Raw genomic sequence first — 14178 nt, forward strand, 5'->3', positions numbered from 1 at the left:
ATGACAGGGCCCGTCCTGGCCATGATGGCGTAACGAAGTCAGCGCATCGCGGCGCATCGTCCCGCGCTATTGGCGCATCATGATCTGGTCCATCGGCGGCATGTTCGCGTTGAGATGCGCCATGATCCAGACCGACCCTCCGACCACCAGGAAGACGACGAGAAGCCCGAAGGCGAGCGCCAGCACGTTGTTGGTGTTGTCGGGTCCGGTGGTGATGTGCAGGAAGAACACCAGGTGCACGCCCATCTGCGCGATCGCGAGCACGATCAGCGCGACGGGGATGGATGGCTGCCAGACCAGATCGGTACCGGCGATGAAGAACGACGTCGCCGTGAGCAGCAGCGCCAGGACAAGGCCAACCACGTAACCGAGGATGCGAGCGCCGACACTGTGTTGCTCTTCGTCACCCGGCGCGAGATCGTGCCCGGCCGGCATATGCGTCTGATCGCTCATGTGCCACTCCCAAGCAGGTAGACGACCGAGAACACTGCGACCCAGATGATGTCGAGCGCATGCCAGAACAGCGCAAAGCACATCATCCGGCGCAATATGTCGGCCCGAAAGCCTTTTGCGAACACCTGGGCCGTCATGGTGAGCAGCCACAACACGCCGGCCGAGACATGCAGGCCGTGGCAGCCGACCAGCGAGAAGAACGCGGTCAGGAACGCGCTGCGCGACGGGCCATAGCCGCGCACGATGAGATCGGCGAATTCGCGGAACTCGAGGACGAGGAATATCAGCCCAAGCACGCAAGTGACGGCCATGCCGAGATAGAACCAGAACCGGTTGCGCACGTCGGCGGCGATGCTGGCCATGCCGCAGGTGAAGCTCGACAAGAGCAGGCAGACCGTCTCGATCGCGACATTCCCCTGTTCGAATATCTCAGAGCCCTTCGGTCCATCGGCGGTCTGGCCGACCAGCACCGCATAGGCTGCAAAGAAGCAGGAGAACATCACGATGTCCGAGAGCAGGAAGATCCAGAAGCCGTAGGCGGTCACGATCCGCTTCGGCGCGGGTCCCGGGTGTTCGATGACGACACCGATGTGATGGGGATCGGCATGGGCGTGGCCAGCTGTCGCGGTCATCGTCATCAGACTGTCCCCGCCATGCTGACAAGGCCGCGCCGCTCCTCGACATTGACGCGGTCTATCGCCGCGACCTCCTCGGCCGGGATGACGTACTCGTCGTGGTCGCGCCAGGCGAACACGACGAAGGTCGCCCACGCGCCCAAGCCGCCCAAGATCACCATCCACCAGATATGCCAGATCAGTGCAAAGCCCATGAGGGTGGCAAAGAACGCGCAGACGAATCCGGTCGGCGAATTCCTGGGCATCTCGATGTCCTGATATTCGGGCCTATCGGCATCAACGGATTGCTGCTTGGCACTGGCCTTGATGTCCCAATAGGCGTCCTCGCCACGAACATCCGGATTGAAGGCAAAATTGAACACGGGCGGCGGCGACGAGGTTGCCCATTCGAGCGAGCGACCGTCCCAGGGATCGCCAGTGCGGTCGCGCAAGGCCTCGCGGTTGCGGATGCTGACCACGAGCTGCACGATCTGGCAGATCACCCCGATCGTCAGCACGGCCATGCCAACGGCCGCGACGATCATCCAGGGCCGCCACGCCGCGACGTCATAATGCTGCATCCGCCGGGTCATGCCGAGCATGCCGGCGATGTAGAGCGGGACGAAGGTGATGAAGAAGCCGAAGAAGGTGAACCAGAACCCGGCCTTGCCCCAGCGTTCGTCGAGGCGGAAGCCGAACGCCTTCGGGAACCAGTATTCGAAGCCGGCGAAGGCGCCGAACAGCACCCCGCCGATGATGACGTTGTGGAAATGCGCCACCAGGAACATGCTGTTGTGAAGCATGAAGTCGGCCGGCGGCACAGCGAGCAGGACGCCCGTCAATCCGCCGACGATGAACGTCACCATGAAGCCGACCGACCACAGCATCGGCGTCTCGAAACGGATGCGGCCGCCATACATCGTGAACAGCCAATTGTAGATCTTCACGCCGGTGGGTATCGCGATGATCATGCTGGCGATGCCGAAGATGGCGTTCACGTCGGGGCCCGCGCCCATCGTGAAGAAATGGTGGAGCCAGACCATGAAGGAGACGACGCAGATTGCCATGGTCGCGAGCACCATGGAGCGATAGCCGAACAGCGCCTTGCCGGAGAAGGTCGACACCACCTCCGAGAAGATGCCGAACGCCGGCAGCACCAGGATGTAGACCTCCGGATGGCCCCAGGCCCAGATCAAATTCATGAACATCATGACGTTGCCGCCGGCCTCGTTGGTGAAGAAGTGAAAGCCGAGGTAGCGGTCGAGCAAGAGCATCGCGAGCGTGGCGGTGAGGATCGGAAAGGCCGCGACGATGAGCAGGTTCGAGGCCAGCGTGGTCCAGCAGAACATCGGCATGCGCAGATAGTTCATGCCTTTGGTACGCAGCTTCAGCACGGTGGTGACGAGATTGATGCCGGCCACCAGCGTGCCGACGCCGGATATCTGTAGCGACCAGGCGTAGTAGTCGACGCCGACGCCCGGTGAATAGGACAATTCCGACAACGGCGGAAAGGCCAGCCAGCCGGTGCGCGCGAATTCGCCGATGACGAGCGAGAGATTGACCAGCAGCGCGCCGGTCGCGGTCAGCCAGAAGCCGACCGAATTGAGCGTCGGGAACGCGACGTCGCGCACGCCGAGCTGGAGCGGCACGACGAGGTTCATCAGCCCGATCACGAACGGCATTGCCACGAAGAAGATCATGATGGTGCCGTGCGCCGAGAAGATCTGGTTGTAGTGCTCCGGCGGCAGATAGCCCTGCGACTGATAGGCGACCGCCTGCTGGATCCGCATCATGATGGCGTCGCTGCCGCCGCGCAGCAGCATGACCGAGGCTAGCAGGATGTACATGACGCCGATCCGCTTGTGATCGACACTGGTGATCCACTCGTGCCAGAGATAGGGCAGGTGTCCCTTCGCCACGACCCAGATCAGCACCGCGAGGATCGCGATCAGCACCACCGCGCCTGCGATGAGCGGAATCGGCTGGTCGAACGGAATGGCGGACCAATCGAGCTTACCGAGCATCATGGCCTCCACTGTGAGTCGGGCCCGCTTCGGATGCGAGCTCCGGCCCAGGACCTGGCGGAATGTGCTGTGTCGCGATCAGGTCGAACAGGCGCGGGTCTTCCAGACGATAGGTCGGCCTGCCCTTCTCGACGCCCTGCTGCATCAGCTTCTTGTAGTTGTCTTCGTTCAATACGGCATCGGTCTTCGCCGTGCTTGCCACCCAATCCGGAAACGCGAGCGGCGAGATCACGTTGACGTCGAACATCATGTCGGGAAAACCATCGCCGGAGAAATGCGCCGACAATCCTTGCAGCTTGCCTTCATTGTCGGCGCGCAGGTTCAGCTTCGTCACCATGCCGTTCATGGTGTAGATCATGCTGCCAAGCTGCGGGATGAAGAACGTGTTCATCACGCTGGACGACGTCAGCTGAAAATTCAGCTCGGCGCCGGCAGGCACCGTCAGCGTGTTGACTGTTGCAATGCGCTGATCCGGATAAATGAACAGCCATTTCCAGTCGAGCGAGACTGCCTGGATACGGACCGGGTTGCCAGTGCCCGGCACCGGCGCTGCGGGATCGAGCTGGTGCGAGCCGATCCAGGCGACCCCGCCGAGCAGAATGACAGTGAGCGCCGGAATGGCCCACACCACCATCTCGACCCGGCCGGAATAGACGAAGGCCGGTTGAAACCGCGCGCGCGGATTGGAGGCGCGAAACCAGAACGCGAAGGCCAATATCGCGAAAATGGTGGGCACCACGATCACGAGCATGATGAAGACGGAATCGACCAGGATGGTGCTGTTGGCCGCAGCCACAGGCCCTTGCGGATCGAGCAGATTCATCGGCAAGCCACTGGCGGTTGGGAAGCCCCGGGACAGAGCCTAGCGCGGGAAAGGCTCCGCAACAAACGCCGCGACCTCGGAACGGTTCCTGGGCCGCAAGGGGCAGCCATGCAGGACGGGCCGGCCGCAACATGCAATTCCATGTCATGTCAATGACATGAACGCAGGGGACCGCCCTTCTATCCGCGCAGGGCCGTTGCTAATCTGCACGAAAATAATGGGATGAACAGGATTCCAGCCGGGGAGTGAAATGAGATGCGCTTGAAGGACAAGGTTGCGATCGTCGTCGGCGCCGGACAGAGCCCCGGCGAAGGCATGGGCAACGGCCGCGCCACCGCGCTGACCTTCGCGCGCGAGGGCGCCAAAGTTTTGTGCGTCGACCATCACCTGGAATCGGCGCAGGAAACGGTTGCGATGATTGCCGCAACGCAAGGCACCGCCGCGGCCTTCAAAGCCGATGTCACCAAGTCGGCCGACATCAAGGCGATGGTGACGGATGCGCAATCGCGCTGGGGTCGGATCGACGTGCTGCACAACAATGTCGGCGTCAGCCTTGCCGGCGGCGATGCCGAGCTGCTGCAACTGACCGAGGAGGCATTCGATCGCGTCGTCGCCATCAATTTGAAGAGCTGTATCCTCGCCGCCAAAGAGGTGATCCCGATCATGCGCGCGCAGCGAAGCGGCGCCATCATCAACATCTCCTCGATGGCGGCGATCACGACCTACCCTTACGTCGCCTACAAGGCGACGAAATCAGCGATGATTGCCTTCACCGAACAGCTCGCCTACCAGAACGCCGAATACGGCATCCGCGCCAACGTCATCCTGCCCGGCCTGATGAACACGCCGATGGCCGTCGATACCCGTGCCCGCGAATGGCACAAGACCCGCGCCGAGGTCGAAGCCGAACGCGACAGCAAGGTGCCGCTGCGCAGGAAAATGGGCACCGGATGGGACGTCGCGAACGCCGCGCTGTTCCTGGCGTCGGATGAAGCGGACTTCATCACCGGCGTGACGCTGCCGGTTGACGGCGGGGCGAGCGTGAGGCGCGGGTAGGTCGACGCGAGCCCAGTGCTTCTTCCCTTCTCCCCTTGTGGGAGAAGGTGGCGCGAAGCGCCGGATGAGGGGTTACATCCACGAACTAAACTGGTGAAGCGACTCGCGGATAGGACCCCTCACCCGTCTCGCCGCTATGCGGCGAGCCACCCTCTCCCACAAGGGGCGAGGGTGCACCTTCATGGCCGCACGCTTGTCACCCGCCAGATCGTGCCGTTGCCATCTTCCGAAACCAGCAGCGATCCATCCTTCGCAACCGCTACCCCCACCGGCCTGCCCCACACTTCGCTATCACTCACCACAAACCCCGTGACGAAATCCTCATACTCCCCGGCCGGCTTGCCATCTCTCATGCGGATGCGGATCACCTTGTAGCCGGTTCGCTTCGACCGATTCCAGGAGCCGTGCTCGGCGGCGAAGGCGTCGCCCTGGTACTCGAGCGGAAACTGCGCGCCTTGATAAAACGTCATGCCGAGCGAGGCCGAATGCGGCTGAATCAGCACGTCCGGCACCGTCACCTTGTCCTTGAGGTCCGGCCGCGCGCCGGCGTGGCGCGGATCCTCGTTGCCGCCAATATAGAACCAGGGCCAGCCGTAGAACGCCCCCTCCTTTACGCTGCTGACGTAATCGGGCACCAGATCGTCGCCGAGACCGTCGCGTTCGTTGGTCGAGCACCAGGGCAGTCCGGTCTGCGGCTGGATCGCAAGGCCGACGCAATTGCGGATGCCGGTGGCGTAGATCTTGCGGTCCTTGCCGTCGGGGGTGAACGCAAGGACCGCGGCGCGCTCGGTCTCGCTGGCCCAGGTCGCGCCGAGCGGCTGCGCCTTCGACCAGGCCTCCATCCCGCCCGGCGGGGTGCCCATGCCTTCGGCGACGTTGCTGAGCGAGCCGACCGATACCAGCATGCGCTTGTTGTCAGGCGTGAAGACGACGTCGCGGGTGGAATGGCCGCCGTCATGCGGCAGGCTTGCCACGATCGTCTCGGCCTTGCCGCGCGCCTTGAGATCGCCGGCCTGATAGGGAAAGCGGACGACGCTGTCGGTGTTGGCGACATAGACCCATTGCGGATTGTCGCCATTCGGAAAGAAGGCGATGCCGAATGGCTGCCTCAACCCGGTCGCAAACACCTCGTTGGTCGCGACCTTGCCTCCCTCGCCTGCGCGCAGGACGCGGATGCTGCCGGCCCGCGTCTCCGCAACAAACACGTCGCCGTTCGGCGCCACCCTGATGATGCGCGGCGCGCGCAGGCCTTCGGCGAAGAGCTCGATCCTGAATCCTGCCGGCACCTGAAGCTCCGCGTCCGGCGGACGCGGCACCACGCGTGACGAACTCGCCACGGACCGCGTCGCTCCGGGCTTGATCAGATCCTGCGGCCGAATCAGCCTGACCGTACCAGGCTTGTCGGCCCGCCAATCGCCATAGGCATCCTTACCCTGGAGCACCGGCTCGGCCTTGGCGCCGGTCGCAACCAGCAGTCCCGCGGACATCGCTACAAACAATATTCTGCTTTTCACGTTGTCCTCCCGGACTGCAGTCTCGAACATTGACACCAATGCGGCAGGTCGAAGCGCTGCCGCATCCCACGTCAGCTGATGCCCGCACGATGTGCATCAGGCGCAACCCATCGTACTGGAAAACATCGTGGATAGGTGCGACACATTGGTAGAGCGGGGTTGCGGTCATCAAAGCTGCGGCATCGCTGTCGCAATTGTCGGGATGATCATGTGGGGATCCATCATATCGGAATGGGCGAGCCTGCTACTCCGCTGGCTGCATGTGGTCGCCGCGATCGCCTGGATCGGCAGTTCCTTCTACTTCATTGCCCTCGATCTCGGCCTCCGATCAAGGAGTGACCTGCCCGACGGCGTGCAGGGCGAGGCCTGGCAGGTCCATGGCGGCGGCTTCTACCGGATCATGAAATATCTGGTGGCACCTAGCCAAATGCCGGACGAGCTGACCTGGTTCAAATGGGAGGCCTATACCACCTGGCTGTCCGGCTTCGCGTTGATGGTGGTGGTTTATTATCTCGAGGCCGATTTGTTTCTGGTCGACAGGTCGGTCCTCGACCTCACGTCATTCCAGGCCGGGCTGTTCAGCTTCTTTAGCCTCGCGCTGGCGTGGCTGCTCTATGAGGCCGCCTGCCGCACCGGGCTTGCGCAACGAGAGCTGCCCTTCGCCATCGGCGGCTATCTGTTCCTGGTCGCGCTGACCTATGCCTTCACCCATGTGCTGAGCGGACGCGGCGCCTTCAACCAGATCGGCGCGATCATCGGCACCATCATGGTCGCCAACGTCTTCGCGCTGATCATCCCGAACCAGAAAAAGATCGTGGCCAGCCTGATCGCGGGACAGGCGCCCGATCCGAAGCTCGGCAAGGCCAGCAAGGAGCGCTCGATCCATAATAATTATCTGACGCTCCCCGTGGTCGTGCTGATGATCAGCAATCACTATCCTCTGCTCTACGCCACCCGCTTCAACTGGATCATCGTCGCCATCATCCTGGCGCTCGGCCCCGTGATCCGGCACTTCTTCAACGAACGGCATGCCGGGCGCACATCGCCCTGGTGGGTGTGGGGCGTGGCGGCAATGGGTGTGGTCGCGATCCTCTTCCTCTCCGCGTCCGGCCCGCGCCAGGTGAAGACAGGCGCACTGCGGCCGCCGCCGACGCTCGCCAATGTCGAGGAGATCGTGACGTCCCGCTGCAGCATGTGCCACGCGGCCGAGCCGGTCTGGGCCGGCATCGTGACCGCGCCGAAGGGCATTTTGCTCGATGCGCCCGAGCACATCGATCGCAACATCCGCCTGATCGGCCGTGTCGCGGCCTGGTCCAGCGCGATGCCGCCGGGCAACATCACCGAAATGACCAGCGAGGAGCGTGCGATCCTTGCCGCCTATATCGAGCAGGCGCGCTGACGGCACGCGCGTCGAACCTGCATCTCGCGGAATGAAATTCCACATCGCCTGTCGATTAGAAAATGACTCGACCGCCTATCCGGCGTAGACAAGACCTCCGGTCGCCGGTGCGGCCTGAAGTCAGCTTGCATTCGCGGGGAAAGAACAGTGGCCCTCAACAACGTCATCGGTATCGACCACGCCGTAATCATGGTGCAGGAGCTCGACAAGGCGGCCGAAAACTATCGGCGGCTCGGTTTCGCCGTCTCCCCGCGCGGCACGCATAGTGCGCATATGGGCACCGGCAACTACACCATCATGTTCGACCCCGACTATATGGAGCTGCTTGGCGTGCTCGTGGCCACCGAGCACAACGCGCCGGCGCGCGCGTTCCTGGACAAGCGCGGCGAAGGTATCGAGCGCATCGCTTTCACCGCAGTCGATTCCGCCGCTGGCGCCGAGGAGATCCGCGCGCGTGGCCTGACGCCGATCGGCCCGACCGATTTCGAGCGGCCGGTGAGGCTGCCTGATGGCACCGTCTCGGCGGCAAAATTCCGCACCTTCATGTGGCCGACCGCGGAAGCGCCTGGCGGCGTGCGCATCTTCGCCTGTCAGCACAAGACCCGCGAAACGGTGTGGATTCCCGAACTCATGAAACACGCCAACGCAGCCAAGCGGATCAAGCAGACGCTGATCGCAACGCCCGATCCCGCACCGGAAGCCGCGCATCTGGGACGGCTGATCGACCGTGAGCCGAAGACCGAAGCCGATGGCGCGGTTACGGTGCCCTCCGGCGGCGACCGCGCCGACTTCGTCTATTTGACGCTGGACCAGCTCGCCAGGCGCTATCCCGGCGTGCCGCTCGCCGGGCTGTCCGAGCGTGGCGGCGCGGGGTTGGTGCTCGTCAGCGCCGACCTCGCGGCAACCGAGAAGGCACTGGGCTCGGTGGCCGTGCGCAGTGGACCTGCGATCTGCGTGCCACCCGCCAAGGCCAACGGCACCCTGCTCGCCTTCATTGCCAGCTGATTTGAACCAATTCTTCAACGCCTGCTTATCCAGCGGCCTTAGGGCGCTTGCCGGCCGCCTTGCCTTGCTGCTGCGAGGAAGATTCCGTCGGCGCATCGAGGAAGACGACGGGCGTGCCGCGCTTGACGTTCTCGCCGATCACGCGCACGTCCCAATTGGTCAACCGGATGCAGCCGTGTGAGGCGGATTTGCTGACCTTGTCCGGCTCCGCCGTCCCGTGAATGCCGTAGCCCTGCGCCGACAGCCCGATCCAGTACGATCCCACGGGGTTGTTGGGACCGGGCTTGATCTCAAATGGCCTTTTGGATTTTACGCTCTTGAACTTGTACTCCGGATTGTAGTGGTAGGTCGGCTGCTCATGGGTGCCGGTGACCTTCAGCGTCCCCGCCGGCGTCGGACGATCCGGGTTGCCGATTGACGCCGGATAGAACGCGACCAGACGACCGGAGGCCTGGTAAGCCTTCAGCGTCGCGTGCGTCTTGTCGATCTCGATCCGGACGATGCGCGGAAGCTCCCGTCGCACCGGCAAATTGGCCACGACAATTGTCTCGCCGGCTTTGTCGAACGCCTTTCCCGGATTGAGCTCCTTCAACAGCTCTTCGCTCATGTGAAATTTTTCCGCGAGCCCTTCGAGCGGACTGGTGTAGCTCAGCGCCTCCAGCGACTTCATGTCATCGAGCCTGGCCGGCAGCTTCTTGAGGAATGGTCCCTTCACATCTGCGTCGGTGATCTTGTAGTCGACGAGGACAGGACCTTCGCTCGCTGCGTTCAGCTTGTCCCAGAGTTCAGGGGCGATCGTCTTGTCGAATCCGACACCGTTCTGCTCGGCAAACGCCTTGAGCGCCTTCTGCGCGTTTTCGCCGAGCTTGCCGTCGATCTGGCCGGGAGAGAATTGCGCACGGTCGAGCAAAATCTGAAGCTTCGTCACCGGCGCGGTGATCTTGTCCGCAGCCGGCTGCTTTTCGGGACGCGCGGCGTCGTTCACCGCTCTCGCATCGAGATTGCCTGCGAGCGCCGGGCAAATGAACCACAGCGACATCACCGCGCTAAGCATCCATCGCATCATGATCGTCCCAAACAATGATCCAAAAATCCGCGGGCAGTTTATCTTTGGGAACACCGTAGTAACACCGAAGGAACCGACCAGACCGCAGCTTTGCCGCAATCGGAAGGTTAAGAACTTCCTATCGCCGGCTCATCGCTGGCCGTTCATCCCACCGTTCGAGGTTGTCCCAGCAAATGCGATTCGTCGTCGCGGCTTGCGCCGCGTTCCTGATTCTGATGTGCGACCTCGATCCGTCGGCATCGCGGCAAACATCAACTATCGAAACCGCCGTTCTCAAGAACACTCATGCCTCGTCACTTGTTCCTGTGGTCGAGCTCTTCCTTGCCAGCGTGCAGGCCATCGAGCTCGCCAACGCACGCGCGGCTTATGAGGAAACCATCGAGCCGCCGCGCGCGGCCGAACCTGTCGCCGAGGGGCCGGTTTCACCGACGGACAAATTCTGCCGCGCGCTTCGCGCGGCTGCCGAGGCCAGTGGCATTCCCGTGCCCTTCTTTGCTCGCCTGCTGTGGCAGGAGAGCCGCTTCAAATCCAACGAGGTCAGCCACGCCGGCGCGCAGGGCGTGGCGCAGTTCATGCCCGGAACCGCCGCCGAAGTCGGGCTCGACGATCCCTTCGATCCGATGAAGGCGCTGCCGGCATCGGCGAAGTTCCTGCGCAAGCTGCGCGATGATTTCGGCAATCTCGGTCTGGCGGCGGCAGCATATAATGCCGGCCCCGGCCGCATTCAGAAGTGGCTTTCCAGAGAGAGCGAGCTGCCGCGAGAGACGCGCGACTATGTCCGCATCATCACCGGCACCAGGGCCGAGGACTGGACCGAGCGCTCCGAGGCGCTTGCGATCCGGATCGACCTGCCGCGCGAAGCGCCCTGCGAAGGTTTTGGCAGTCTCTCCAAGACAAAGGACGTGGCCTGGGTTCCGGTCAACCTGACGCCCTCGGCCGCCAGCATCATTCGCAAGGCCGAACAGCTCGCTGCGCGCCAACCGACGAACCGCGCGCGCAAGCGGTTCGCGATTATGCTTCGGAAGAATGCCACGCCCCATGGCAAGGCACACAGCATGATCGCGGCGCGCGCGGCCGGCAAGAGCGCGAAGGCCCGCGCCGTTCGCCTCGCATCACGCGAACGGCCGTCGGGTTAAATGTTCGGAGCCACCCGCTTGAGTGGCTCCGACATCTATTCCCGCTAGTCGATCTCCTCGATCACGCGACGCTCGCCGGGTTCAATGACGTAGGTCCGGCTGTCGCGGTGGATGTAGCGGTATTCCCGCAAGTCAGGCGCGTCCCGATAGACCGTGCTCGGGAATTCCTCCACCTCCACGCTCTCGGGCACACGGTCGCCGACGCGGATACCGGTGCGTGCCGTAGTCCCGGTGGTCCGCGCCTCGCTGCGCTCTTCGGTGCGGGTCTTCGCGTGCCTGCGGATCACGTCGCGATCGCGATCGGAGAACTTGCTGGCACTGCGCTCGCGCGTGGTCGTCGTCGTTGTCGCGGTGGATTGCCCCGAATACGGCAGCACCGTCACGATCTTGTACGTGGCCGGATCGACCACGACGACCTGATCCTTCACCAGCGCAAAGCTGTAGCCGCGATATTGCGGCACGATCTCGACGACGTCTGGCGGCAGTGTCGAGAGCTGTACGTCGCGCGGCACCACGGTGCCGACATTCAGCGAGAAATTAACGCTGGTCACGGGCCGGACATTCAGGCGCGAGATCGAGGTGCTGATCCTGGTCTCCTGCTGCCGGTTGAGGTTGACGTCGGTCTGGGCGGCCGCCTGTGAATTGGTCCCGGTACGCTCGCCCTGGGCCTGATTGCTGACGGGCGCATTCGGCGCCTGCTGAGCCTGGTTGGTTCCGGATGCAGCGGGCGCCTGCTGGGCCTGATTGCTGTTGGCCGGCGGCGGATTGGACCGATCCTGCGCCTGGTTCGTGTTCGCCGGCGGGGGATTGGTGCTCTGCTGGGTCGTGGGCGGGTTGCCGGCCGTGTTCGAGCTTGCCGTTCCGCTCTGCGGCCGCGAATTGTCCGTGCTGTTGGCGGCATTGTTGGATGTGCCGGATCCGGAATTGGCAGCCCCGGATGAGGGCGCGGTGCTCTGCGTCGTCTGGGCCGAGTTTCCTGTCGCCGGTGATTGCTGCGGCTGCGATGTGGTCTGCTGCTTGTCAGCCGCAGACGGCGCAGCGGTGGACGGCGCCGTGGAATTTGATTGGGATTGCGGTGTCTGATCGGGCTTCGTGGTCGTGCTGGGCGATTGCGCAAAGGCGCCGTTCGCCAGCACCAGCCCTAATGCGGTGGTTGCCAACAGGCGGATCATGGTTCACTCCCTTTTATCAGATGAACGTTGGCTACTAACCTGCCCTAAAACGGCCGGTTCCACTTTTTCCCGATAGAAAGGCGAACCGCTTCCGCCCGGAACCTGCAATGCCATCGAAGAGTGCCGGGATCATCGCCTATCGCAAGCGCCGGACGCTCGAGGTTCTCCTCGTTCATCCCGGAGGGCCGTTTTGGCGCAACAAGGATCTCGGCGCATGGTCGATCCCGAAGGGCGAGTATGCGGAGGGAGAAGATGCAGAGACTGCCGCACGGCGTGAATTCGCCGAAGAGCTTGGGCTTGAGCTGTCCCAGCCGCTGACCGCGCTGGGTCAGGTCAAGCAGCGCGGCGGCAAGCTCGTCACTGCATTCGCGGCCGAGCTCGAGGTCGACGTGCGCAGCGTTCGCAGCAATACGTTCGAGATGGAATGGCCGCCACGGAGCGGAAAACGGCAAGTTTTCCCGGAGGTCGATCGTGCCGACTGGTTCACGCTCGAAGTGGCGCGGGACAAGATCAACGCAGGACAACGCCCGCTGCTCGATCGGCTGGAGCAGCTGGCGGGCGGCGAATAGCGCCTCGTTCCTGCTTGCGCTCGCCGACCACTCTCACTCCGCCTTGATGTTCGCCGCCGCGACGACTTCGGCGAGCTCCCTGGTCTCCTTCGCGATCTTGGCCGCGTAATCGGCCGGGCTGAGCACGCTGACCACACCCTGCGAGCCGAGCTTCTCCTCGACCACCGGATCCTTGGCGGCCGCGACAATCTCCCGGTGCAGCGTCTCCAGGATCGGCGCCGGCGTCGACTTCGGCATGAAGAAGCCGACCCAGAACGAGATGTCGAAGCCGGGGTAGCCCGCTTCCGCCACGGTCGGCACATCGGGCAGCGCCGGCAGCCGGTCGGCCGACGAGACCGCGAGCGCGCGCAGCTTGCCGGCCTTCACCAGTGGCACGGCGGAGAGCGGATCGAACACCGCCAGCACCTCCTGCGCGAGAATGCCGACCTCGGCGGCCGAACCGCCCCGATAAGGCACGTGGATCATCTTGATCCCGGCCTTCTCGCTGAGCAGCTCCATGGCGAGATGGGCAAGGTTGCCGTTGCCGCCCGAGCCGTAAGCCAGCGCACCGGGCGTGGCCTTTGCAGCGGCGACGAGATCGGCCATGGTCTTGATATCGGCCGTCTTGGGATTCTCCGGATTGACCACGAGCACGAGCGGCGCCGACACGACGGTGGTGAGCGGCGCGAAGTCGCCTTGCGGGTCGTAGCGGATGTCCTTGAACAGCGTCTTGTTGAGCGTGATGGTGGACGAGTTGCAGGCGAGCATGGTGTAGCCGTCGCCTTCCGCACGCGCGACGCCCTCGGCGGCGATCATGCCGTTGGCGCCGGCGCGGTTCTCGACCACGAAGGGCTGCCCGAGCTTGCTGCCCAAGCGATCACCGATGAGGCGCGCGACGACATCGACCGGACCGCCGGCGCTGAAGCCGACCATGACCTTGACCGGCCGCACCGGGTATTTCTGTGCGATGGCCTGCGTCGACAGCGCAGAGGCGCACAATCCGGCGATGACTGCCAGCAGGCGGGCGGTTCGTTGCATTGGCTCTCTCCCCAGACCTCATCGCGTCGCTTGTGCATGCTTGTTGGTGCGACGGGTGTGGAAATCATGAATAGCGGCCGCGCCGGATTTCGCAATCGCGTTTCCGCGGAGGCAATTCCGCCGCACGGCAGGTGCGGGCCGCACCGAAACAAAAGCGCGAAAACAACCCCATGCACAGTAGCCGGCCCCTGTCGAAACAAGGGCTTACGCAACGCATTGATTTCGGACTTTCGAAATTCAATTTGACTCGTCGGGCAACACACTGGCATATTGGCACCATCGCGACATTCAACCCTCGTCTATTTCGCCCGTCCATGGGACGAGACGAAG

Annotated in this window: 13 protein-coding genes; 5 read left to right on the forward strand and 8 right to left on the reverse strand. The window is 63.4% G+C overall.

Features of this window, described 5'->3' with window-relative positions:
• Positions 1 to 66: 66 nt before the first annotated feature.
• The 4 genes from cyoD to IVB28_RS24165 are packed head-to-tail and all read right to left on the reverse strand — an operon-like array spanning position 67 to position 3914.
• Complete coding sequence (gene cyoD / locus IVB28_RS24150; protein WP_247529523.1) at positions 67 to 453, reverse strand: cytochrome o ubiquinol oxidase subunit IV; 387 nt, start codon at positions 451 to 453, stop codon at positions 67 to 69.
• The gene (locus IVB28_RS24155; protein WP_247529524.1) at positions 450 to 1091 is read right to left on the reverse strand and encodes a cytochrome (ubi)quinol oxidase subunit III; all 642 of its coding nucleotides are present in this window, start codon (positions 1089 to 1091) and stop codon (positions 450 to 452) included. The genes cyoD and IVB28_RS24155 overlap by 4 nt, the downstream gene beginning before the upstream one ends.
• Positions 1091 to 3091 carry a cytochrome o ubiquinol oxidase subunit I gene (gene cyoB, locus IVB28_RS24160; RefSeq protein ID WP_247529525.1) on the reverse strand — a complete coding sequence of 667 codons (2001 nt, stop codon included), beginning with the start codon at positions 3089 to 3091 and terminating at the stop codon, positions 1091 to 1093. The genes IVB28_RS24155 and cyoB overlap by 1 nt, the downstream gene beginning before the upstream one ends.
• A complete protein-coding gene (locus tag IVB28_RS24165; RefSeq protein WP_247529527.1) occupies positions 3081 to 3914 on the reverse strand; it encodes a cytochrome ubiquinol oxidase subunit II in 834 nt (277 codons plus the stop codon). Before IVB28_RS24165 ends, cyoB begins: the two co-directional genes overlap by 11 nt.
• A 255-nt stretch (positions 3915 to 4169) precedes the next feature.
• Between IVB28_RS24165 and IVB28_RS24170 the strand changes: the two genes are divergently transcribed.
• Complete coding sequence (locus tag IVB28_RS24170; protein WP_247529528.1) at positions 4170 to 4970, forward strand: SDR family NAD(P)-dependent oxidoreductase; 801 nt, start codon at positions 4170 to 4172, stop codon at positions 4968 to 4970.
• A 179-nt stretch (positions 4971 to 5149) separates the two neighbouring features.
• Here the strand turns inward: IVB28_RS24170 and IVB28_RS24175 are convergent, their stop codons facing one another.
• Positions 5150 to 6484 carry a sorbosone dehydrogenase family protein gene (locus tag IVB28_RS24175; RefSeq protein ID WP_247529529.1) on the reverse strand — a complete coding sequence of 445 codons (1335 nt, stop codon included), beginning with the start codon at positions 6482 to 6484 and terminating at the stop codon, positions 5150 to 5152.
• A gap of 208 nt (positions 6485 to 6692) precedes the next feature.
• On the opposite strand from IVB28_RS24175, the gene IVB28_RS24180 reads away from it, so the two are divergent.
• Both IVB28_RS24180 and IVB28_RS24185 read left to right on the forward strand, forming a co-directional pair.
• Positions 6693 to 7883, forward strand: a complete 1191-nt coding sequence (locus IVB28_RS24180) for a urate hydroxylase PuuD (protein ID WP_247529530.1) — start codon at positions 6693 to 6695, stop codon at positions 7881 to 7883.
• Between the two features lie 147 nt (positions 7884 to 8030).
• A complete protein-coding gene (locus IVB28_RS24185; RefSeq protein ID WP_247529531.1) occupies positions 8031 to 8888 on the forward strand; it encodes a VOC family protein in 858 nt (285 codons plus the stop codon).
• A 25-nt stretch (positions 8889 to 8913) separates the two neighbouring features.
• On the opposite strand, the gene IVB28_RS24190 is transcribed toward IVB28_RS24185, so the two are convergent.
• The gene (locus IVB28_RS24190; RefSeq protein ID WP_247529532.1) at positions 8914 to 9954 is read right to left on the reverse strand and encodes a L,D-transpeptidase family protein; all 1041 of its coding nucleotides are present in this window, start codon (positions 9952 to 9954) and stop codon (positions 8914 to 8916) included.
• 173 nt (positions 9955 to 10127) lie between these two features.
• On the opposite strand from IVB28_RS24190, the gene IVB28_RS24195 reads away from it, so the two are divergent.
• Positions 10128 to 11090 (forward strand): lytic transglycosylase domain-containing protein, encoded by a 963-nt coding sequence (locus IVB28_RS24195; RefSeq protein ID WP_247529533.1) that lies wholly within the window; start codon positions 10128 to 10130, stop codon positions 11088 to 11090.
• A gap of 44 nt (positions 11091 to 11134) precedes the next feature.
• Here IVB28_RS24195 and IVB28_RS24200 read toward each other — a convergent pair whose 3' ends face one another.
• Positions 11135 to 12262, reverse strand: a complete 1128-nt coding sequence (locus IVB28_RS24200) for a DUF1236 domain-containing protein (protein WP_247529534.1) — start codon at positions 12260 to 12262, stop codon at positions 11135 to 11137.
• 107 nt (positions 12263 to 12369) lie between these two features.
• Here IVB28_RS24200 and IVB28_RS24205 point away from each other — a divergent pair, with 107 nt between their 5' ends.
• On the forward strand, positions 12370 to 12831 hold the full coding sequence (locus IVB28_RS24205; RefSeq protein WP_247529535.1) for an NUDIX domain-containing protein: 462 nt from the start codon (positions 12370 to 12372) through the stop codon (positions 12829 to 12831).
• Between the two features lie 33 nt (positions 12832 to 12864).
• Here IVB28_RS24205 and IVB28_RS24210 read toward each other — a convergent pair whose 3' ends face one another.
• Complete coding sequence (locus IVB28_RS24210; RefSeq protein WP_247529537.1) at positions 12865 to 13848, reverse strand: tripartite tricarboxylate transporter substrate binding protein; 984 nt, start codon at positions 13846 to 13848, stop codon at positions 12865 to 12867.
• Between the last annotated feature and the right edge of the window lie 330 nt (positions 13849 to 14178).

This window comes from Bradyrhizobium sp. 199, assembly GCF_023073355.1.
Taxonomy (GTDB): domain Bacteria; phylum Pseudomonadota; class Alphaproteobacteria; order Rhizobiales; family Xanthobacteraceae; genus Bradyrhizobium.

What these genes read in the sequence shown, in the direction of transcription:
- cyoD (WP_247529523.1), bottom strand. Translation starts at nt 453, where the DNA reads ATGAGCGATCAGACGCATATGCCGGCCGGGCACGATCTCGCGCCGGGT.
- IVB28_RS24155 (WP_247529524.1), bottom strand. Translation starts at nt 1,091, where the DNA reads ATGACGATGACCGCGACAGCTGGCCACGCCCATGCCGATCCCCATCAC.
- cyoB (WP_247529525.1), bottom strand. Translation starts at nt 3,091, where the DNA reads ATGCTCGGTAAGCTCGATTGGTCCGCCATTCCGTTCGACCAGCCGATT.
- IVB28_RS24165 (WP_247529527.1), bottom strand. Translation starts at nt 3,914, where the DNA reads ATGAATCTGCTCGATCCGCAAGGGCCTGTGGCTGCGGCCAACAGCACC.
- IVB28_RS24170 (WP_247529528.1), top strand. Translation starts at nt 4,170, where the DNA reads ATGCGCTTGAAGGACAAGGTTGCGATCGTCGTCGGCGCCGGACAGAGC.
- IVB28_RS24180 (WP_247529530.1), top strand. Translation starts at nt 6,693, where the DNA reads ATGTGGGGATCCATCATATCGGAATGGGCGAGCCTGCTACTCCGCTGG.
- IVB28_RS24190 (WP_247529532.1), bottom strand. Translation starts at nt 9,954, where the DNA reads ATGATGCGATGGATGCTTAGCGCGGTGATGTCGCTGTGGTTCATTTGC.
- IVB28_RS24195 (WP_247529533.1), top strand. Translation starts at nt 10,128, where the DNA reads ATGCGATTCGTCGTCGCGGCTTGCGCCGCGTTCCTGATTCTGATGTGC.
- IVB28_RS24200 (WP_247529534.1), bottom strand. Translation starts at nt 12,262, where the DNA reads ATGATCCGCCTGTTGGCAACCACCGCATTAGGGCTGGTGCTGGCGAAC.
- IVB28_RS24205 (WP_247529535.1), top strand. Translation starts at nt 12,370, where the DNA reads ATGCCATCGAAGAGTGCCGGGATCATCGCCTATCGCAAGCGCCGGACG.
- IVB28_RS24210 (WP_247529537.1), bottom strand. Translation starts at nt 13,848, where the DNA reads ATGCAACGAACCGCCCGCCTGCTGGCAGTCATCGCCGGATTGTGCGCC.